Source organism: Sinomonas albida, from assembly GCF_004919045.1.
Taxonomy (GTDB): domain Bacteria; phylum Actinomycetota; class Actinomycetes; order Actinomycetales; family Micrococcaceae; genus Sinomonas; species Sinomonas albida.
Window position 1 is genome coordinate 101098 of the sequence record NZ_SWDW01000009.1, and the last position, 19648, is coordinate 120745.

A 19648-nucleotide genomic window follows, 5' to 3' on the forward strand; every position below is an offset into this window, starting at 1 on the left:
CGGTATGGTCATGGCTATGGCAGAGGCAGAGCTCAAGGAACTTTTGGCCATCTGGGTGGAGGGCTGGGCCTCATCGCGCCACTACCCGACGCAGCGGGTTGGCGGCTTCTCGGCGGCCCAGCTTACCGACCGGACAAGCGAGTGGGTAGCCTTCGCGGCTGACCCCAGCGACGACGAATTTGCTCGCCTTGCCGAATTCACAGCGGCGAGCCAAGAACGCATTCTCACTATCCTGACCGACGACCACCTCCGATTCCGTACCCTCGCGGAGCGGCACGGCCTCGGCGTGCTGGGCGCCGACCAAGAGCTCATGGTCATGGACTTCGAGGGCAAGGACGTCGAGGAGCCGTGGCTCAACGACGACGAACTCAAGCTGAAGACGAACATCGAAGAGCGCTCCGCGACCGTCACCGTGGCAACGGAGGACGGCGAACTCGCCGCGAGCGGGCACGTGGCCGTCGCTGACGGCTACGCAGTGTTCGACCGCATTGTCACGGAGCCCAACTTCCGCCGCCGCGGCCTCGGCTCGTTCATCATGCGGGCTCTCACGGCGGCCGTGAGCGAGCACGGCGCCGACCAGGGCCTCCTCATCGCGTCGATCGACGGGCAGCACCTCTACCACCACCTCGGGTGGAGCGACGTCTCCGGCGTCCTTATGCTCAAGAACCCGGCCAACCCGGACGGCCCGTCCCTCAGCGACTGACGCCCGTTCCGCCCGTTCGTGATCGCGGCGCACTGCCGAGAGCTTGAACTGGCGGCACCCCTGAACTGGCGGGCTGCTTGAAATGGTGGGCTGCCTGAACTGGCAGGGTGCCTGAACTGGCAGGATTCCTGAACTGGCAGAATGCTTGAGTGGCGCAGCACGATTCCCTCATCCCGCTCTTGGGGCGCAGCCCCCAGCCTGAGCAGCTCCGCCACGTCCACCTCATTCCCGCCCGGAGCGCGCGCACCGCGCCCTGGCCCGCGTGGGTCCATCCGGATCTCGTCGCCGCGTACGAGCGCCTCGGCGTCCGAGAGCCCTACCTCCATCAGGCCGAGGCCGCGAACCTCGCCCACAGCGGCCAGCACGTCGTCATCGCGACCGGGACCGCCTCCGGCAAGTCGCTCGCGTACCAGCTCCCGGCGCTCGACGCCGTGCATCGCTCCGAGCTTCGGGTCCTCGCCGAGCCGGGACGGATCCACGACGACGGCGCGGTGGTGCTGTACCTCTCCCCCACGAAGGCGTTGGCCGCGGATCAGCTCTCCGCGATCCGATCGCTCGGACTCAAGAGCGTGCGAGCCGAGACGTACGACGGCGATACCGATCAGGCCGCGCGGCGGTGGATCCGGGACCACGCAAACGTGATCCTCGCGAACCCGGACATGCTGCACTTCGGCATCCTGCCGAACCACGCCTCGTGGTCGGCATTCTTCCGGAGGCTGCGCTACGTGGTGATCGACGAGGCGCACAGCTACCGGGGCGTGTTCGGCTCGCACGTGGCGAACCTGCTCAGGCGGCTGCGCCGCGTCTGCGCCTATTACGGCTCCGAGCCCGTTTTCATCGCGGCGTCCGCCACGACCGCCGAGCCCGAGACGTCCGTAGCGCGACTCATCGGCGGGCCCGTCGCGGCAGTGACCGACGACGGCTCTCCCCACGGCGCGACGGAGGTCGCCTTCTGGGAGCCCTCCCTCACGGAGACCCGCGGCGAGAACGGCGCCCCTCAGCGGCGCACAGCCGTGGCCGAAGCCTCCGACCTCCTCGCCAACCTCGTCTCGGCGCACGTCCGGACGATCGCGTTCATCAAGTCGCGACGTGGCGCGGAGGCGATCTCCTCGATCGCCCAGCGCCACCTCGACGAGGTCGACCCGAGCCTGCCCAGCAGGGTCGCGGCGTACCGGTCCGGCTATCTGCCCGAAGAGCGGCGGGAGCTGGAGCGCAGGCTGCGGACCGGTGAGCTGCTTGGCGTCGCGAGCACGTCCGCGCTCGAGCTGGGCATCGATGTCTCGGGCCTCGACGCGGTGCTCGTCGCCGGGTGGCCGGGGACCCGCGCGTCGTTGTTCCAGCAGATCGGGCGGGCGGGGCGCTCCGGCCAGGACGCGCTTGCCGCCTTTGTCGCGAGCGACGATCCCCTCGACACCTACCTCGTGAACCACCCGGAGGCCATCTTCGACGTGCCGGTCGAGGCAACCGTCTTCGACCCGTCGAACCCGTACGTCCTGGGCCCGCATCTGTGCGCCGCGGCGGCCGAGAAGCCGCTCACGCAGGCCGATCTGGCGCTCTTCGGCCCTGCGGCGGAGGGGATCCTCGTGCAGCTCGAGCGCCAGGGCATGCTCCGCAAGCGTCCCTCCGGCTGGTATTGGACGCACCCCGAAAGCGCCGCGGGGATGGTGAACCTGCGGTCCGACGGCGGCGGTCCCATGCAGATCATTGAATCCGAGACGGGTCAGGTGCTCGGGTCGATGGACTCGCCGCAGACGCACTATCAGGCGCATGCGGGTGCGATCTATGTCCATCAAGGCGCGAGCTATCTCGTCGAGGACCTCAACGAAGCCGAGCACTGCGTGGTGGTCAGGCGAGTGAACCCCGACTACTACACCACTGCTCGCGACATCACGCAGATCGAGGTCCTCTCCGAGAATCGTTCGGAGAAGTGGGGGCCTGTGGGCGTGCACTTCGGAGAGGTCAAGGTCACCACGCAAGTGGTCTCCTTCCAGCGCAAGGCGCTCATCTCGAACGAGGTGCTCGGCGAGGAACCCCTCGATTTGGGGGCTCGCGAGCTCTTCACCAAGTCGGTGTGGTTCACGATGGACGCGCGGAGCCTCTTCTCGGCTGGCCTCATCGAGGCGCAGTTCCCGGGTGCCCTGCACGCCGCCGAGCACGCGGCAATCGGCCTCCTGCCGCTCGTGGCGTCGAGCGACCGGTGGGACGTCGGCGGCGTCTCGACGGCCCTTCACGCGGACACCGAGGAGCCGACAATCTTCGTGTACGACGGCCACCCCGGCGGAGCCGGATTCGCAGAGCGGGGCTTCGAGCGGGCTCGCGAGTGGCTTTCCGCCACCAAGGCGGCCATCGAGGCGTGCGAGTGCCCGTCGGGATGCCCCTCGTGCGTCCAGAGCCCCAAATGCGGCAACAAGAACAACCCGCTCGACAAGGGCTCGGCCGTCCGCCTCCTCGGCGCACTCCTGTCCGAGGCCGACCGCGCCCGCACGGCCCCCGGCACCGCGCCCTGGTAGTCGGGCCGCCTCGACGACACCGACCGCCTGCGCGGCCCCCAACCCGGCACCGCGCCCTGGTAACGGGGCGGGCCCCGACGACACCGCATCGTCCGCTCAGGGCGGCGCTCCGGCTCTGGCCCGTCCCTCAACCGCGTCAAGCGGTGGGGGCGCCGGGACCCGCACGCGAACGCGCACGCCTTGTCCGGGTCGCTCGATCTCACACGCAACGAGCTCAGCCCCGTTGAGCCGAGCGACTTCCCCAGCGGCGCCACACGCCGGACCCGCGCGGAGACCACGCTCCGCGTCCGCCCCGATGAGCGCCGCGAGGTCGGCGGCGAGGGCAGCCCTCGCCGCCGATGCAAGCCCCTCCGCTACCAGCGCGCAGGCGCCCACGCCAAGCACAACAGCCAGCGCGAGCCCGAGCGCGAGGATCGTCCCAGCTCCCCGCTCCAGGTCGCGCACTCCGGGCCCCGGCGGCCTCGTCATGACGACGTCACGCCCGGCGCGCCCGCCACGACAGTCCAGACGCGACAGGGACCCCTCATGAGGCGCCCCAGCGGCTAGGACCGCGCCTGGGTACGCTCTTGTCCCGCTCACGACGGCGCCTCGACGGGCAGGACCGCGGACGCGGTCGCGGCCAGACCCGCCGCCGCGAGCGGGCCGGGCACGGGGAGACGCACCGTTACCGTGACCGACTGCGGGGCCGATGAGATGACGTGCTTGGCGCCGTCGCCGGCCATCCGCTGGACGGTCAGGGCGACGACGGCCGGCGACTCTCCGCGGGCCACCTCGCGTGCAGCCGCCCGCACGGCCTCCTCCGCTCGCACTTGGGCGATGCCAGCCGCCGCGGCGGTCAGGATGGCGCCGAGCAACAGCAGGACCGCGGGGATCCCGACAGCGAACTCCGCTGTCACCGCACCTCGAGAGGAGGCCCGCTGGACCTCGTCGGACTCCGCTGCCACCGAACCCCGCACCAAAGGCCGGCGGACGACGGCGCTAGCTCGCCTCACGGGATCGAGAGCGCCGAACGGATGATCCCGAGCAGGAAGCCACGGACCTCGTCGCTACGAAGGATGACGACCAACAGGCCCGCAAACGCCACGGCACCAAGCGTCGCGATGGCGTATTCGGCGGTCGCCATCCCTGCCTCGCTCCTTCCGTCCCCGAGGCGAGCAGCCGGCGGCCTGCGAACGGCCGTCTTCGGGCGGTGCGCCCACGTCGTGCGGGCACCCCGTGGGCTCCTCTCGGACCAGGATCCCGCCTGCTCGGCGGCCCGTGCAGGCGACACCACTTCGTAGGATTCCTCGGCCCCCGAACCCGGGTGTTCCAGAGCCCGGTTCGCGGCCAGCGCGCCCGGGTAGAGTTCAACAACCTCTGCGCCGCGGGACTCCGGACGCGAATTCGAGACGGACACTGCGGCCTCGCCACTGGACATGTTCTTCCCCCATTTTCGGTTCGTGGGCAGCCCTGTGATCAGGAGCCGGGGCGTGCCCTGGTGGTAGCGGCGCCGGACGGTCCGGCGACGCGTCGGCGGTTCACCTCGGCATCATCGAGATGAGCACCGGGATCACGCCTAGACAGAGGAACGCCGGCAGAGAGCACGCCCCAAGCGGCACCACCAGTCGTACGCCGAGGGCAGCGGCCCGCCGCTCGAGGTCTCGATGCCGCTTGCGGCGAAGCAATCGGGCCCGCGCCGAGATGAGCTCGGCCGACGGCGCTCCCGTCACTGCCGCGAAGGTCAGGGCGCTGCGGATCTCGGCAGCGCCGCGGACGCTGGATTCCCCGCCGACGGGCTCTGGAGGCCAGGCCTGGTCCCAAGGAGCGCCGAGCTCGAGGGCTGCCGCGGCGCGTCCCAACGGCCCGGTCTCGCTTCGGGAAACCCGGGCCACGACCTGCAGGGCCCTCGATACGGGAGACCCCGCGTCGAGCATCGCGGCCACGAGCTCGAGCGCCAATGGGCTATCGAGGGATCCCGCCACCCGGATTCCCGATGGCTGGCGACCAAAGCCCCGAACCGCCGCGGGTTCGCGATTAGATCCGGGAACCGACCCGGGCCGGCGCCGAGCGTGGAGCGAACCGCCACCCCCGCTCCATCGCAAGCCCGCCGGGCGAGCGGCCACCACCCACCACGCCCCGAAAAGGGCCACCGCCGCGACTACTCCCCACAGGCCACTCATCGCACAGCTCCCGCGAAGGCAACGAGCCGGGATGACCACACTCGGCCGACGATCGTGAGGGCGACACCCACCACGAGGCACAGAGCGCCCCACGGTGTCCCCACGAGCACCCGCGACGGATCGACTCCCAGGAGGGCGCCCATCGCGAGGCCGACGAGCGGGAGCACGCTGAGGATGCGTGTGGTGGCCTTCGGTCCGGCGAGTGCCGTGGCCCTCGCCGCAGCGGCGTCGGCGTCCGCCTCGAGCTGCACCGCGAGTCGTTCGAGGACGCCCGCGAGTGGGCACCCCGAGGCCTCGGCGGCCTCGATGCACACTGCCACGTCGCTCCACACGGAGCGGAGGACCTCCACGGAACCCGAGTGACGCGAATTCCACGGGCCTCGCGGACGTGCGTCGCGCTCATCGGCCAGCCCGGCGGCCTCGCGAATCGCACCCGACACCGGCGAACCAGCCACCGAGGCGCGGGCGGCGGCCGCTAAGACAGCGGCGGCCTGCTCAGTACTGGTCTGGGCCGCTTGGGCCCACATCTGGTGGGGAGATCGGCCCGCGCGCAGGAGGGCTGCGAGCTGAGCGACCATAATCGACGCTTCCTGCAGAGCCTCATTTGCCGAGGTGAATGAGCGTCTCCCAACGAGCTGCCCCCGCCGCCGCGCCCACAGGTGCCGCACCCTCCCCCGGGCCAAGCCGGCAGCCGGCCGCTGGATCAGCAGGACGCCTGCGAGCGCGAGCACGAAGACAACGGCCGCGCCGATCATGCCGCATCCCGGGCACGGGACCCCATGGCGTCTGTGCCGACGCCCCAGAGCTGCCGTCCGAGCGAGAGCCAGCCCGGACCCTGCTCGAGCCGGTCGGTCCGCGGACAGCGAGTCAGCGCCGGCTCGATTCTGAGCGTCCCACCCCGCTCGCTCACCGCGGCGACCGTTCGTAGCCTCCGCTCTCCGCCTGCACGATCAAGATGAATGACAGCGCCGAGGGCGCTGGCGGCCTGCAGGGCAGTAGCTTCGGGCGAGAGGCCTGCGAGGGCGCCGAGCGCCGCGAGCCGCGCCGAGACGGACTCGGCGGAGTTGGCGTGAATCGTCCCGGCACCGCTGTGCCCGGTATTGAGTGCCGCGAGGAGTTCCCGGACCTCAGCCCCGCGGCATTCGCCCACCACGAGCCGGTCCGGCCGCATGCGGAGGGCTTGCCGCACCAGATCCGCGAGATCAACGGCCCCGCTCCCCTCGACGTTGCTGTGCCGTGCCTCGAGTCCGACCACGTGCCCGTGGGCGGGATTGAGCTCCGCGGCATCCTCGACGAGAACGATGCGCTCGGAGGGCCGCGAAAGTCCCAGGAGCGTGCTCAGCAGGGTCGTCTTCCCCGAGCCCGTCGCGCCACTCACGAGGTAGCTGACCCGGCGATCCACCAATGCCTCGAGAACCTCCCGTTGCTCGGGCAACACCATCCCCAGATGCTCGAACTCGCCCAGTTCGAAGACGCGCTCTCGACGAATCCGCACCGAGAGCAGCGTTCCGCGAGCCGAGACGGGTGGAAGGACCGCGTGGACCCGGTAACCTCCCGTCAATCGCACGTCGACGCACGGATTGCTGTCGTCGAGGCGACGGCCGCCCGCGGCCACGAGCCTCACTGCGAGAGACCGCACGGCCTCCTCTGACGCGAACTCCACGCCCGAGCCCTCAAGGCCGTGGCCCCGGTCAAGCCACACCTCGCCCGGCCCGTTGACGAAGATGTCGGTCACATCGGAGTCCTTCGCGAGGGACTGCAGCGGCCCGAGGCCGTTCAACTCAGCGGTGATGAGTTCGACGGCGGCGAGCGCACCGGCCGTTCCGAGGACCCTCCCGCTCTGGTGGACGGCGGCCGCGATGCGCGCGGGCGTCACCTCTCCCGGCTGCGCGAGCACCTGTGTTCGGACGGAGTCGAGAAGCTCTGCGTCGACGAGCCGCGCGGATCTCATGCCGCACCGACCGCAGGCTGCGTCCGCCGAGTACGCCGTGCTGAGGGCGATCGCAGTTCCGTCCGGCGCACCGGCGGCGTCCCATCACCCATGGCCGGCTCGATCAGCCCGCCCAGTACGTGGTCCGCCATCCTTCTCACGCGGCGGTCGCCAGCCAGGTCTGGCAGACGGCCCGACTCCGCCGCGCCAGGAAGTGGCCGAAGATCCGGGAGTCGCGCGGCCATCGGCGCCCCGACTACCTCGGCCAGGCGCTCGGCGTCGATCCCCTCGGCCAGCCGCCCACGCACTACCACTCCCACCGGCACAGGCGGAAGCTCGTGGATGATTCGCGCCGCCGCGAGGGCTGCCCGAAGCCGCCCCGGAACCACGACGAGGATCTGCTCGCAGGCCCAGCCGAACTCCTCAACCCCCTCGCGTCCCCGCCCGACATCCACGATGACGCGCTCGAACGCCCGCCGCGCACCGTCGACAACACCTGAGCACGCCGCCGACGCGATCGGTGCGGCCGGAGCATTCCCAGCCGGCCAGGACAGGTAGGCGAGATCGCCCGCCCTCGGCAGCGACGCCGCGAGTTGGTCCGGATTGGTGCTTCCGCTCACGGCTGCGAGATCGGGCCACGCGAGTCCGGGCGCACGCTCGGGCGCGAGACACAGTTCGAGCCCGCCGCCCAGGCGATCACCGTCGATGAGCACGGTCGTACGCCGGCGCGCAGCGGAGACAGCGGCGAGGAGCGTCGCCGTCGTGCTTGCTCCAGCGCCGCCGCACCCGCCGACCACGCCCAGCACCGCCCCTTCCGGAGCCCCCACGCGTCGCCTCCCGAGGAACTCCACGAGCCAGCCGGATGCCTCGGGCAGCTCGGCGACGTGCTCGACGCCGAGTTCGGCCGCGCGCCTCCACAGCCGCTCGCGTTCGGAGGAGCGCCCCACGAGCACGAGGTCGCGGCGCAGGCGCGGGGGTACGTCGTCCACGTCGGCCCCGGGCAGGAGCGGGCCACCGCCCCACGCCGTTCTACCGTCCCCGAATGCTCCCGATCCCTCGAGCCGCGCACCCGCGACGGCGGCGATGCGTGCGCAGTCCTCGAGCAGCGTCCGATCCCCCGTGACGCAGGCGACGACCTCGTGGTCCGGGGTCCATGCGGGAGCAGCGCCGAGAGGTTCCTGTGCCGTGACCATGCCTCCACCCTGCCGTCAGAGAGACGCGGACAGCAGGCGGCCCGGCGCGCATGTGGGCGACACCCCGCGGGTGAAATCTGTGGAGGACAACTCCTGTCCTGATGACACGCGACAATGTGGTGTGCATATGATCCTGGCCTCCTCGAGCGACGGCGGGGCCGTGCTCAGGCCGCTCGACGCCCGCGCGCAGCGGGATGGGCCGGACCAGACGGTGAGCCCCGAAGCGCTCGCCCGCACCGTCCTCGACCTCGAATCCGCCCTGAGGCCGCGCTGGGTCTGGCGCCGCGCCGCGGACTGGTACCCGCGGCTGCTCGCGGCCGGAGTCCGGGTCGAACGCTGCCACGATCTCGCCCTCTGCGGCACAGTTCTCGAGGGCTCCGCCTTCGCCGCCTCGGCCCACTACGCGAGCCCGTTCGCCGCGCGCGAGGTCGCCCTCGAGCCAAGCGGCTCGCTTCCCGCCATGGCGCCGTCGGCGGGCCAAGGCCTCCTCTTCGAGGCGGCCGACTCCCCCGGCCCAGGGCCCGACGAGCTCGAAGCGGATCTCGTCGCCCAGCTCCGCACCATTGCGTCCTCGGAGCGTCCCGGCCGCCTCCGCCTGCTCTGCGCCGCCGATTCGGCCGGCGCGCTCGTCGCCGCCGAGATGCAGGCCGCGGGGATACCTTGGGATGCTGCGACCCACGAAGCCCGGCTCGCCGAGCAGCTCGGCCCGCGACCCCGGGCCCACGAGCGCCCCGAGCTCGTGGAGCGCAAGGCGAACGAACTGCGGGAGCACCTCGGCGCCCCGCGGCTCAACCCGGATTCTCCGCAGGAGCTCATGCGAGCGCTCCACCGCGCGGGAATCGAGGCCCAGACCACGCGCGCCTGGGAGCTCCGCGAGTTCCGCCACCCCGCGATCCAGCCGCTCCTCGAGTACAAGAAGCTCGCCCGGCTGCTCGCGGCAAACGGCTGGGCGTGGCTCGACGCATGGGTTCGCGAGGGCCGCTTCCGGCCCGAGTACGTCGTGGCCGGCGTCGTAACGGGACGCTGGGCCTCGCGTGGCGGCGGCGCGCTGCAGATCCCCAAGCAAGTCCGCGGCGCCGCCCGTGCCCTCCCGGGGCACAAGCTGGTGGTCGCGGATGCGTCGCAGCTCGAGCCCCGCGTCCTGGCCGCACTGGCCCGCGACGACGCCATGGCCGCTGCCGCCCGGGACGCGGACCTCTACGCCGGCATCGCCGCGGCCGGCTTCGGAGGCGACCGCGCGAAGGCCAAAGTGGCGCTCCTCGGCGCGCTCTATGGCGCGACCACGGGAGAGTCCGGGAGGCTCATGCCGCAGCTCACGCGGCTCTATCCGCGCGCCGTCGGCCTCGTCGAACAGGCCGCGCGCGACGGCGAACGCGGGCTCACGGTGACGACCCACCTTGGGCGCTCCTCGCCTCCGCCGTCGGAGCGCTGGCAGCGGCTCCAGCGTTCGACGACGGCGGAGGAGCAGCGCCGCGCGGACGCCGCGGCCCGCGATCGCGGACGCTTCACGCGCAACTTCGTGGTTCAGGGCACGGCCGCGGAGTGGGCCGAGTGCTGGATGGCCGAGCTCCGGCTCCGGCTCCGTCGCCTCGCGGCGCAGGGCCTGCGCGCCGAGCTCGTGTACTTCTTGCACGACGAAGTCATGGTGCACGCCGAGGAGGGCGCTGCGCAGGCCTGCGCCGAAGCCGTCCGGGACGCCGCGGCAGCAGCCAAGCGACTGCTCTTCGGCGACGCACCCGTCGAGTTCCCGGTGAGCATCGCGATCGTCGACTCGTACGACCAGGCCAAATAGCCCAGACGGCTTCCCGGTCCGGCAGTGCCAGGCCGCTCAGGGGGAGATGTAGTGCTTCCGCTCGCGGTCCCACGGGACGGACCATCGGAGACCCTCGAACAGGGCGTCGAGCACCATGGCAGTGAACCCCCACACGAGGACGTCGCTCACGAGGAATGCGGGGCTCGAGAACGTCACCCCGCGCCGCCGAATCACGCCAGTCACGCGGTTGGCAGGGTCGATGAGCTCGCGTACGGGCGTGCGGAAGACCTGCGCGGACTCGGCGTAGTCCACGACGTCGACGGGCGACGGCGACGCCCACCACGCGAGGACAGGCGTCACGAGGAAGCCGCTCGCCCCGAGGCCCAATGCCGGCAGTTCGGCGAGGACGTCGACCCCGAGCGGGTCGAGCCCGGTCTCCTCGACGGCCTCGCGCAGCGCGCACTCCACGAGGCTCGCATCCCCCGGATCGCGCCCGCCGCCGGGAAATGCGACCTGCCCGGGATGTGAGCCAAGGGTCTGGGCGCGCTTGAGCAGGAGCACGTCGAGGTCGGCGGGCGAGAGCGGCTCGCCCGAGGCCGGGGAAAAGCTGTCAAGAGCGCCGAAGAGCACGAGGACCGCCGCTTCGCGCGCCGCGTTCCCCACGAGCTTCGGATGCCAGCGGCTGTCGAACGGGTCGATCCGGCCGGCACGGATGCCGTCGGCGAGGGCTTCGAGGTCTCGCCTCGCGCTCACACTTCGCCGTCCGCGGGATCTCCGAGGCCCGCGACCGCCTCGCCGCTGGGCCGGTCTGGGAACAGCTGACCTGTACCCGGAACATCTGTACCCGAGATGGCTGTACCCGAGACGGGCTCGCCCGGCGTGGGGTCGGCTAGTCCGGCGACGGCGTGGCCCTGCGTTCGCATCCGGATCTCGGCGGCGCGGTGCACGTTCTCGATCATCTCGGCGCGCAGCTCCTCCTGGCCGGGGGCGAGCTCGTACTTGAGCAGCTTGCGGGCCTTCTCGGGGTCCGTCTCGCCGTCGCCGTACGCGGGGCACAGGGCCGCGACCGGGCAGGCGCCGCACGCCGGACGGCGCGCGTGGCACACTCGCCGGCCGTGGAAGACCACGTGGTGCGAGAGCATGGTCCAGTCGCGCGGCGGGAACAGCTCCATGACGTCCTGCTCGACCTTGACCGGATCCTCCGATGCGGTCCAGCCGAAGCGCTTCGCGAGCCGGCCGAAATGCGTGTCGACCGTGATCCCGGGGACGCCGAACGCGTTTCCGAGCACCACGTTCGCCGTCTTGCGGCCCACGCCGGGCAGCGTGACGAGGTCTTCGAGCCGGCCCGGGACCACGCCGTCGAACTCGTCGACGATTCTCTGGGAGAGGACCTGCAGGCTCCTCGCCTTGGCGCGGAAGAAGCCCGTGGGCCTGATGAGCTCCTCGAGGGTCTCCGAGTCGGCCTCGCTGAGGGCGCGAGCGTCGGGATACCGGGCGAACAGGAGCGGCGTGACCTGATTGACGCGCACGTCCGTGGTCTGCGCGCTGAGCACGGTCGCGACGAGCAGTTCGAACGGCGAGCGGAAGTCGAGCTCTGCATGCGCGTAGGGGTAGAAGTCACCGAGGACGCGGTCGATCTTGCGAGCGCGTCGCTTGAGGGCGAGCGGCGACTCGTCCGGGGTGAGCTGGCGCCGCGCGGGCTTGCGCGCGGCGCCGGTGAGCCTGGTCAGCCCCTCTCGATTCCGGAGAGGTCGCGCAGCACGCCGACCCTCCCGTCTTGGCTCTGGACGAGGAACTCGTCGCCGCGGTCCTGCAGGGCGAGGATCCACTGGCCCGGCTCGAGGTTGAACATCGGAAGCCCGCTCTGCGGGTCGACGGCGGTGCGCTGCTGGTTCACCGCGAACCAGAACGCCTCATAATCGGCGGGGGACTCGTCGAAGTTGCGGCTCGCTTCATGCCCCGACGAACGGTCGACGACGGAAGTCGCCTGGGTGGCCGGCTGATCCTCCGCGTCGGCTGCCTTGGCGGCCGACAACACGGTCGTGTGATTCGCCTCCGCCTCGGCCTTCGGCTCAGCCTTCGGCTCCGGGGCGCCGTACGCCTCGCCATCGGCTTCGCCCGGCGCTGTGGCCGCAGCGGCCGGGGCCGTCTCGGCTGCAGCCTCAGGGCCTGCCGTCGCGGCGGCGGCCTCATGGCCCGCAGCCTCAGGGCCGCCAGCCACAAGACCGGATTCGGCCGGGTGCTCGGCGTCCGCCTCAGGCTCACCGTGGACCGCGGCAACGATGTCTGCCACGCTCGCGGACTTCTGCTCCTGCTTGGGCTCGGGCTCGGAGCCCTCGGCCTCCCGCGAGCCCGCCTCCGCCGCCATGGCCCCGGCAGCGAGCGCGGCTACACCTGCGCCCGCGGCAGCGGCGCCGGCGACGCCGCTTGCCGCAGCCGCGGCGCCCGCAGAGGAGACGCCGGCCTCGCCCTCGTGTGGCGCGCGGCCGTCGTCGTTCGCTGAGGGGCCGGCCCACGGCGTGACGCGAGCCGCCCCGGCGGGCTTGCCGGCAGCGGGCCGGCCGGCGCCGGGCTGGCCGGCAGCCGACTGGCCAGCGGCGGGCTTGGGAGCCGGCGCCACCGCATCGCGGGCGACGACGTGGGCCGGCACCTCGGCACGGCCCAGGAAATCGCCGGCAAACAGCGGAATAGCCCGCGCGAACAGCGTCGCGGCGACGAGGACAGCCCCGCCGACGAAGCCCACGATCCCGCCGGCACTGAACACCGTGACCGCGAAGAGGAAGTAATAGGAGCACGTGAGCACAGCCACGACCGAAGCGAACTGATCGAGCGAGAGCGAGCCCACGCGGATCGAAGCTTCGGGGGCGAGCCGCCGCCAGACGAACAGGCCTGCCAGGACGATGGGCAGCAGAATGCCGATCGCAATGAAGTAGAGATTCTGGCCGTTCCAGACATTCAGGGCTCCGGCTCGCTGCACGAGAGGGAGGAGTGATCCGATGAACGTCACGAGCACTCCACCGAAGATCGCGAGGTCGCGCGCGGTAAAGGGTCCGAACACCGCCTCGTTCTTCGGGCCTGGCTGAATCGTCGCAGCGGACTGCGGGTTTACGGGCTCGCTCTGGGGTCCGGCATCCGCGCTGTCGGCGCGCGAGGGACCCTGACGGGAATCAGACATGGGCTGCTCCTTCGGTCGTCCTTGCTGTTCAGCCTAGCCATAACGCCTGTGCGGTACCTAGCGGCCTCTGGGGATTGACGCATGTCACACGGTGCCGGCGCCCGCAGTTTGGGCGCGGCCCCGTGCGCTCTTGCGCCACCGCCTGCCGCCCGGATTTTCCCGCTGGGCATGGCTATGTGACGCACGCAACTCCCATGCAACGGGCGAAGGTTCTAGTGTGGACTGAGGCAGCCGGCTGTGTCCGGATTCACAGGACCGAGGCCGGCTGAGGCCGTGCCGGGCGGGCCGGTGCGTGGGCCTGGAATCGCGATGGATCGAGTCGAAAGGACGTCATGTCCCAGGAAACCGTCAACGGAGACGCCTTCGAGAACCTGCTGCACGAAGACCGGCGCTTCGCGCCCTCTCCCGAATTCGCGGCTGCCGCCAACGCCCACGAGGACCTCTACGAGGCCGCCACCGACCGTGCGGCGTTCTGGGCCGACCAGGCCCGCACGCGCCTCACGTGGTCGAAGGACTTCACGGATACCCTCGACTGGTCCGAGGCCCCGTTCGCGAAGTGGTTCGTGGGCGGCGAGGTCAACGCGGCGTACAACGCGCTGGACCGCCACGTCGAGAACGGACTGGGCGACCGCGTGGCGATCCACTTCGAGGGCGAGCCCGGGGACACCGAGACCATCACTTACGCTGACCTCACCGAGCGGGTCAAGAAGGCCGCGAACGCGTTCGAATCGCTCGGGGTCCACAAGGGCGACCGCGTCGCCGTCTACCTTCCGATGATCCCCGAGGCCGTCGTGACGATGCTCGCGTGCGCGCGCATCGGCGCGATCCACTCGGTGGTGTTCGGTGGCTTCTCCGCAGACGCACTCCGCAGCCGCATCGACGATGCCGAGGCCAAGCTCGTCGTCACCGCGGACGGAACCTACCGCCGTGGCAAGCCCTCCTCACTCAAGCCCGCCGTCGACGACGCCCTCGCCGAGCCCGGGCACACGGTCCAGCACGTCGTCGTCGTCAAGCGCAACGGACAGGACGTGGCCTGGACCGAGGGCCGCGACGTGTACTGGGCCGAGATCATGGAGGGCGCCGCCGCAGAGCACACCGCGGTGGGGCACGACTCCGAGCACCCGCTCTTCATCCTCTACACGTCGGGCACCACCGGGAAGCCGAAGGGCATCCTCCACACGACCGGCGGCTACCTCACCCAGACCGCCTACACGCACTCCGTGGTGTTCGACCTCAAGCCCGAGACGGACGTGTACTGGTGCACGGCGGACATCGGCTGGGTCACCGGACATTCGTACGTGGCGTACGCGCCGCTCATCAACGGCACGACCCAGGTCATGTACGAGGGCACGCCCGACTCGCCGCATCAGGGGCGCTGGTGGGAGATCGTCCAGAAGTACAAGGTCTCGATCCTCTACACGGCCCCGACCGCGATCCGAACCATGATGAAGTGGGGCCGCGAGATCCCGGACGGCTACGACCTTTCGAGCATCCGCGTGCTCGGCTCGGTGGGAGAGCCCATCAACCCGGAGGCGTGGATGTGGTACCGCGAGGTCATCGGGGGAAGCGCCGGAAAGGCAGAACCGGCCCCGATCGTCGACACGTGGTGGCAGACCGAGACCGGCGCGATCATGATCGCCCCGCTGCCCGGGGTCACCGCAACGAAGCCCGGCTCGGCGCAGGTCCCGCTCCCGGGCATCGCCGTGGACGTCGTCGACGACGCGGGCCAGCCCGTGCCGAACGGGCACGGCGGCTTCCTCGTGATCCGCGAGCCCTGGCCGTCCATGCTGCGCACCATCTGGGGCGACCCGCAGCGCTACAAGGACACCTATTGGTCCCGGTTCGACGGGATGTACTTCGCGGGCGACGGCGCCAAGAAGGACGACGACGGCGACGTCTGGCTCCTCGGGCGCGTGGACGACGTCATGAACGTCTCCGGCCACCGCCTGTCGACCACCGAGATCGAGTCGGCCCTCGTGTCACATCCGTGGGTCGCCGAGGCCGCGGTGGTCGGCGCCGCGGACGAGACGACCGGCCAGGCCGTCGTAGCCTTCGTGATCCTGCGCGGCGAGGCCGAGATCCCGGACGGCGAGGACGCCTCCGCCGTCCTCCGCGCCCACGTCGGCAAGGAGATCAGTCCGATCGCGAAGCCCCGCCACGTGCTCGTGGTGCCCGAGCTGCCCAAGACGCGCTCCGGCAAGATCATGCGCCGGCTCCTCAAGGACGTGGCCGAGGGCCGCGACCCCGGCGACGCCACCACGCTCGCCGACCCGTCCGTCATGCAGCAGATCGCGGCGGACCTGCGGAAGTAGCCGCTCACCGGGGCATCGGACGACGGCGGCGCCGCTCCCCCGTGCGGTGATCCCCGGCGGCCCTCGCTGGGGACGGTGCCCTCGTCCACTAGGGACCGCGCCGTCGTCCGCTAGGGACCGCGCCGTCGCCAGGCCCGCCGCGCCCGGATCCCAAGTCGCCTCCTCGCCCAAAAGTCACCGGCCCGAGGGCCCCAAGTCGCCTCCTCCCCGAAAAGCGCGACTCAAGCGCTCTTTTCGGCGAGGAGGCGACTGCGTTCCACGAGGAGGCGACTGCTCGAAGGACGAAGCCCGCCCTCGATCAGTCTCGCTCGGAACGCTTCGGGGCGTTCAAGATCGGCCCAGTTCCATCTCAGAACAGGGTGGCCCAAGGCGAGGAGCCGATTCTCGCGGCGCTTCTCGCGACGCATCACCTCACGCGGGTCCTCGCCCCCGGTGAGTTCCTGCTGGAAGTACTTGCCCCACCCATCGAACTCGCCCACCGGATCCGGCGCGACGTCCCACGCAAAGTCCGTCCGCCCGACCAGACCTTGCCCATCGCGATGCTCCCGCTGCAGGACAGGTTCGGGGAACCCGAACAGATGCATCAACGCGCGGCTCACCGATTCGCCTGGTGATTCCGCGCCAGCCCGGGCAAGCGAGGCCACGAGCTCGGCCCTCCGCCGATGAGACCCATGACGGATCTGTCCCATCTCGCTCACGAGCTCCGGCAATTCGAGGAGCGATTCCGCGGTGCTTGCACGGAGAATTCCGTCAGCCACCGTGAGGGCCCGGGCGAAGCGACCCGTCGCGAGGATTTCCGTAAGCGCGGTGATGAGCGGGATGGTGTGGAACTCGCCCACATCCTGGACGTCCGTGAGGTCATGCCGGTGGCGGCGGACGGGAGGCGGGGGCGCCTTCAGGGCGCGCCGCCCCGCCTCCGATCCTCCACGAACGGCAAAGGTGCTCGGTCGGGTCCCCAACCGCGCTGTCGACGGCACCGCAATATCGATGAACGGCGGCACCTTAACCACGGGCAGTCCGTGGAGGAAGACGGCGGTCTCGCCGCAGAAGACGGCTCCGGGCCGGGCGCGCGCATACGCCGCGACTGCCGCGTGAAACCGCTCGTGAGGAGCGGCATCGAGCCACGTCGAGGTCGGCACGTAGAACCCTCGCCGCAACCGAACCAGACGGCCTGCCGCGAACTCGGTGCGCGGATCGAGCGTGCTGTCCGCACAACGCAGGGAGCTGTTGACGAGTTGCGCTAAGGGGTCCATGGTCTCGAGTGTGGCCCAAGACCGCGGCCTTCCCTTTGCCGAAACCGTTGCATGTGGACAGACCGGACGATTCGCTTCTGTTGAGGGAAAAGCTGGCAACGATGGTGCATTCCGACCGAAGTCGCCTTCTCGCCGCCAGCAGTCACCGTCTCGCCCAGAAGTGCCACTCGAGCGCACTTATTCGCGACAAGGCGACTCGCCGCCGTCGCCCGCGGCCTGCGGGCTCCCCGCCGCCGTTCGCGCCGTCGTCGTCCGCCGGCCCGCGGGGCTCTCCCCCGGCCTAGCAGCCGCAGGACGCGCGGCGCACGAGCGTCGGCGGGAAGATCCGGTTGCTCGGGGAGCCGCCGGTCACGAGGGCGTCGACGGCGGAGCGGGCCATCTCCTGGATCGGCTGGGCGAGGGTCGTGAGCCCGGGCCAGCTGAACTCGGCCTCGGGTGAGCCGTCGAACGAGACCAGGGCGACGTCCTCCGGGACCCGGATCCCCGTCTCATGGAACCCCCGCAGGAGCCCGACGGCGAGGATGTCCGAGCTCGCGAACAGGGCGGTCGGCCGGTCAGGGCGGCCCGCGAGCTCCCGCGCGACCTCGAGCCCTGCCGGCCGACGGAAGGGCGCGCGGATGATCGGGCCGGGAACCAGCCCGGCCTCGCGGACCCCCTCGAGCCAGCCGACCTCGCGTCCGTCGAGCCCGCCGCCCGTGTTCGTGCCCATCACGAGCCCGATCCGCGTGTGCCCGTGCCCCGCGAGGTGCTCCACGGCCAGGCGCGCGCCCTCCTGGAGGTCCACGCCGACCGACGCGAAGCCGGGGCTCTCGGCGCTGTGGTTGAGCAGGACCACGGGGATCTCAGCAGCCTCGAGCTCGCGCAGGTCCGGCTCGAACAGGACGCTCGAGAGGAACACGCCGTCCACCCTGCGGCTCGCGAGGTTCCCCATGTGCCGGCGCTCGCTCGCGATCGACGCGTCCGAGTTCGCGATGAGCAGCGCGTAGCCACGCTCGGCCGCCGCCTCCTCGACGGCGTGCGCGAGCATCACGAAGAACGGGTTGGTGGTGTCCGGCACGATCATGCCGAGCATCTCGCTCGAGCCGAGCTTGAGCGCGCGCGCCGCCGCATTGGGCCGGTACCCGAGCGCGGCGATCGCGGTGCGCACCTTCGCCTCCGTGGCCGGCGAGACGCGCTTGGGCCCGCCGTTGACCACGTAGCTGACTACCGCCGTGCTTACCCCCGCGAGCCGCGCGACGTCCTTGCGGGTCGCGGTCGGCTTCGCGGATGCGGGGGTATGCGGCATGGCCACCATGCTATCCGCGGTCCCCCACGGCTGGTCGTGAGGCAACGGACGACGACGGCGCCACGGCGTCCGCGGGCGCGTCGCCGAAGTCGGGGACCGGCAGGCGCTCGCCGCTGCGCAGCGCCGACTGGTGGGCCACGATGCCCGGGAGCGTGTACCGCGCGGCCTCCCACGCGTTGACCGGCGGGAGGGTCCGTGTCGCGACGGCGGTCGCGAAGTCGTCGACGAGGAAGTGGTGGCTTCCCTCGTGGCCGCTCGGGAGCGCGCGCAGCGCGGCGGGCAGGCGGCCCGCGTCGTGGACGGGGGCGAGACCGGAGACGAACGCGTCGCGCAGCGCGGGGTCGACGTCCGCGAGCGAGGGATCGTCGTGGGCCATGGTCGGGAGGGTGGTGAGCTGCGCGCTCACGTCGGTGAAGCCCTCCTTGTCCTGCCACACGGCGGTCTCGACGAGCTGCTCGAAGCTGCCCTCCGTCCCGAAGTAGCGGAAGCGGCTCTCGCGCAGGTGGGACGGGTAGCCGACGCGCCGGAACTCGTTGATCCGCATGGACCCGCCGCCCGCGAGCTCGAAGAGGGCGGTCGCGTTGGAGAAGTCGTTGTCGAACATGCTGACCTCGCGGTCGAACACCCCGTCGCCCCGGTCGTCGCGCACGCCGATGCAGCTCACACTCACGGCGTGGCCGCCGATCGCCCCGATGACGCCGCCCACGGAGTGGGTCGGGTACAGCATGGGCGGGTAGCTCGCGGTGCGCTTCCACTCGGGGCCGCCGCTGTACTGGTACGCGGCGTAGAAGCCGAGGTCCATGTCGTGGACATAGTCCCCCTCGGCATAGAAGATGCGTCCGAAGGCGCCCTCGGCTCGCCGGCCGCGCGCGTACACGGTCGCCGGGTTGTAGTAGCTCGTCTCGCCCATCATGTAGGTCAGGCCGGTCTCGCGCACGGCCTCGATGATCGCAGCGATCTCCTCGACGCTGATGGCCATCGGCACCGCCGAGTACACGTGCTTCCCCGCGCGGAGCGCCTGGACCACGAGCGGGCCGTGCGTCCAGCGCTGCGTGAAGATCGCGATCGCGTCGAGATCGCTCTCGAGCATCGCCTCGAAGCTGGGGAACGTGCCCGCGAGACCCTGCCGCTCGGCGAGCGCCTCGGCGCGCTCCGGCAGGACGTCGGTGACGTACACGTCCGTCACGTAGGGGTGGGCGTCGAAGAGCTTGGAGAACTGGCCGGCGAACTGGCCGGCGCCAACGATCCCGAGGGAGAAGCCTGTGGTGTGAGTCATGCCGGAAGTCTCGCATCGAGAGTTACTCGAGTCAACAGAATCTCGCTCTGAACTTCGAGGGCCCCGAAAATTCAACGACCTCTCTTGCCAACCCAAAAG

16 protein-coding genes and 1 pseudogene are annotated in these 19648 nt (G+C 71.0%); 4 read left to right on the top strand and 13 right to left on the bottom strand.

The annotated features are described in order from the left end of the window. Nucleotides 1-16 precede the first annotated feature (16 nt). Nucleotides 17-703 (top strand): GNAT family N-acetyltransferase, encoded by a 687-nt coding sequence (locus tag E6A26_RS10700; RefSeq protein ID WP_234865355.1) that lies wholly within the window; start codon nucleotides 17-19, stop codon nucleotides 701-703. Between the two features lie 149 nt (nucleotides 704-852). Beyond that, nucleotides 853-3213, top strand: a complete 2361-nt coding sequence (locus E6A26_RS10705; protein WP_136611191.1) for a DEAD/DEAH box helicase — start codon at nucleotides 853-855, stop codon at nucleotides 3211-3213. A gap of 96 nt (nucleotides 3214-3309) precedes the next feature. Here the strand turns inward: E6A26_RS10705 and E6A26_RS10710 are convergent, their stop codons facing one another. The 7 genes from E6A26_RS10710 to ssd all read right to left on the bottom strand — a co-directional run bounded on the left by E6A26_RS10710 (nucleotide 3310) and on the right by ssd (nucleotide 8495). After that, nucleotides 3310-3681, bottom strand: a complete 372-nt coding sequence (locus E6A26_RS10710; RefSeq protein WP_136611192.1) for an Rv3654c family TadE-like protein — start codon at nucleotides 3679-3681, stop codon at nucleotides 3310-3312. 107 nt (nucleotides 3682-3788) lie between these two features. Beyond that, nucleotides 3789-4109: a TadE family type IV pilus minor pilin gene (locus E6A26_RS10715; RefSeq protein WP_234865357.1), complete on the bottom strand. Its 321-nt coding sequence runs from the start codon at nucleotides 4107-4109 to the stop codon at nucleotides 3789-3791. Between the two features lie 92 nt (nucleotides 4110-4201). Continuing rightward, nucleotides 4202-4486 (bottom strand): DUF4244 domain-containing protein, encoded by a 285-nt coding sequence (locus E6A26_RS18145; RefSeq protein ID WP_407695377.1) that lies wholly within the window; start codon nucleotides 4484-4486, stop codon nucleotides 4202-4204. A 244-nt stretch (nucleotides 4487-4730) separates the two neighbouring features. Continuing rightward, on the bottom strand, nucleotides 4731-5174 hold the full coding sequence (locus E6A26_RS10725) for a type II secretion system F family protein (RefSeq protein ID WP_234865359.1): 444 nt from the start codon (nucleotides 5172-5174) through the stop codon (nucleotides 4731-4733). A 194-nt stretch (nucleotides 5175-5368) separates the two neighbouring features. Further along, nucleotides 5369-6127 (bottom strand): type II secretion system F family protein, encoded by a 759-nt coding sequence (locus E6A26_RS10730; protein ID WP_234865361.1) that lies wholly within the window; start codon nucleotides 6125-6127, stop codon nucleotides 5369-5371. Further along, complete coding sequence (locus E6A26_RS10735) at nucleotides 6124-7323, bottom strand: TadA family conjugal transfer-associated ATPase (protein ID WP_136611195.1); 1200 nt, start codon at nucleotides 7321-7323, stop codon at nucleotides 6124-6126. The genes E6A26_RS10730 and E6A26_RS10735 overlap by 4 nt, the downstream gene beginning before the upstream one ends. Further along, the gene (gene ssd / locus E6A26_RS10740) at nucleotides 7320-8495 is read right to left on the bottom strand and encodes a septum site-determining protein Ssd (RefSeq protein ID WP_136611196.1); all 1176 of its coding nucleotides are present in this window, start codon (nucleotides 8493-8495) and stop codon (nucleotides 7320-7322) included. Before ssd ends, E6A26_RS10735 begins: the two co-directional genes overlap by 4 nt. A gap of 127 nt (nucleotides 8496-8622) precedes the next feature. Between ssd and E6A26_RS10745 the strand changes: the two genes are divergently transcribed. After that, entirely contained in the window at nucleotides 8623-10287 is a 1665-nt protein-coding gene (locus tag E6A26_RS10745; RefSeq protein ID WP_136611197.1) for a bifunctional 3'-5' exonuclease/DNA polymerase, read from the top strand. Between the two features lie 36 nt (nucleotides 10288-10323). On the opposite strand, the gene E6A26_RS10750 is transcribed toward E6A26_RS10745, so the two are convergent. From E6A26_RS10750 to E6A26_RS10760, 3 genes and pseudogenes are all read right to left on the bottom strand, one after another. Continuing rightward, nucleotides 10324-11001: an NUDIX hydrolase gene (locus E6A26_RS10750; protein WP_136611198.1), complete on the bottom strand. Its 678-nt coding sequence runs from the start codon at nucleotides 10999-11001 to the stop codon at nucleotides 10324-10326. 158 nt (nucleotides 11002-11159) lie between these two features. Further along, nucleotides 11160-11978: pseudogene (nth, locus tag E6A26_RS10755) on the bottom strand (endonuclease III); the annotation flags it as partial. Beyond that, the gene (locus tag E6A26_RS10760) at nucleotides 11975-13423 is read right to left on the bottom strand and encodes a PrgI family protein (protein WP_136611199.1); all 1449 of its coding nucleotides are present in this window, start codon (nucleotides 13421-13423) and stop codon (nucleotides 11975-11977) included. The pseudogene nth and the gene E6A26_RS10760, both read right to left, overlap by 4 nt. A 332-nt stretch (nucleotides 13424-13755) precedes the next feature. On the opposite strand from E6A26_RS10760, the gene acs reads away from it, so the two are divergent. After that, nucleotides 13756-15735, top strand: coding sequence for an acetate--CoA ligase (gene acs, locus E6A26_RS10765; protein ID WP_136611200.1), 1980 nt, complete (start codon nucleotides 13756-13758; stop codon nucleotides 15733-15735). Between the two features lie 221 nt (nucleotides 15736-15956). Here acs and E6A26_RS10770 read toward each other — a convergent pair whose 3' ends face one another. From E6A26_RS10770 to E6A26_RS10780, 3 genes are all read right to left on the bottom strand, one after another. After that, nucleotides 15957-16988: a hypothetical protein gene (locus tag E6A26_RS10770; RefSeq protein WP_136611201.1), complete on the bottom strand. Its 1032-nt coding sequence runs from the start codon at nucleotides 16986-16988 to the stop codon at nucleotides 15957-15959. Between the two features lie 280 nt (nucleotides 16989-17268). Further along, nucleotides 17269-18282 carry a LacI family DNA-binding transcriptional regulator gene (locus tag E6A26_RS10775; protein ID WP_136611202.1) on the bottom strand — a complete coding sequence of 338 codons (1014 nt, stop codon included), beginning with the start codon at nucleotides 18280-18282 and terminating at the stop codon, nucleotides 17269-17271. 1 nt (nucleotide 18283) lies between these two features. Further along, entirely contained in the window at nucleotides 18284-19549 is a 1266-nt protein-coding gene (locus tag E6A26_RS10780; RefSeq protein WP_136611203.1) for a Gfo/Idh/MocA family protein, read from the bottom strand. Between the last annotated feature and the right edge of the window lie 99 nt (nucleotides 19550-19648).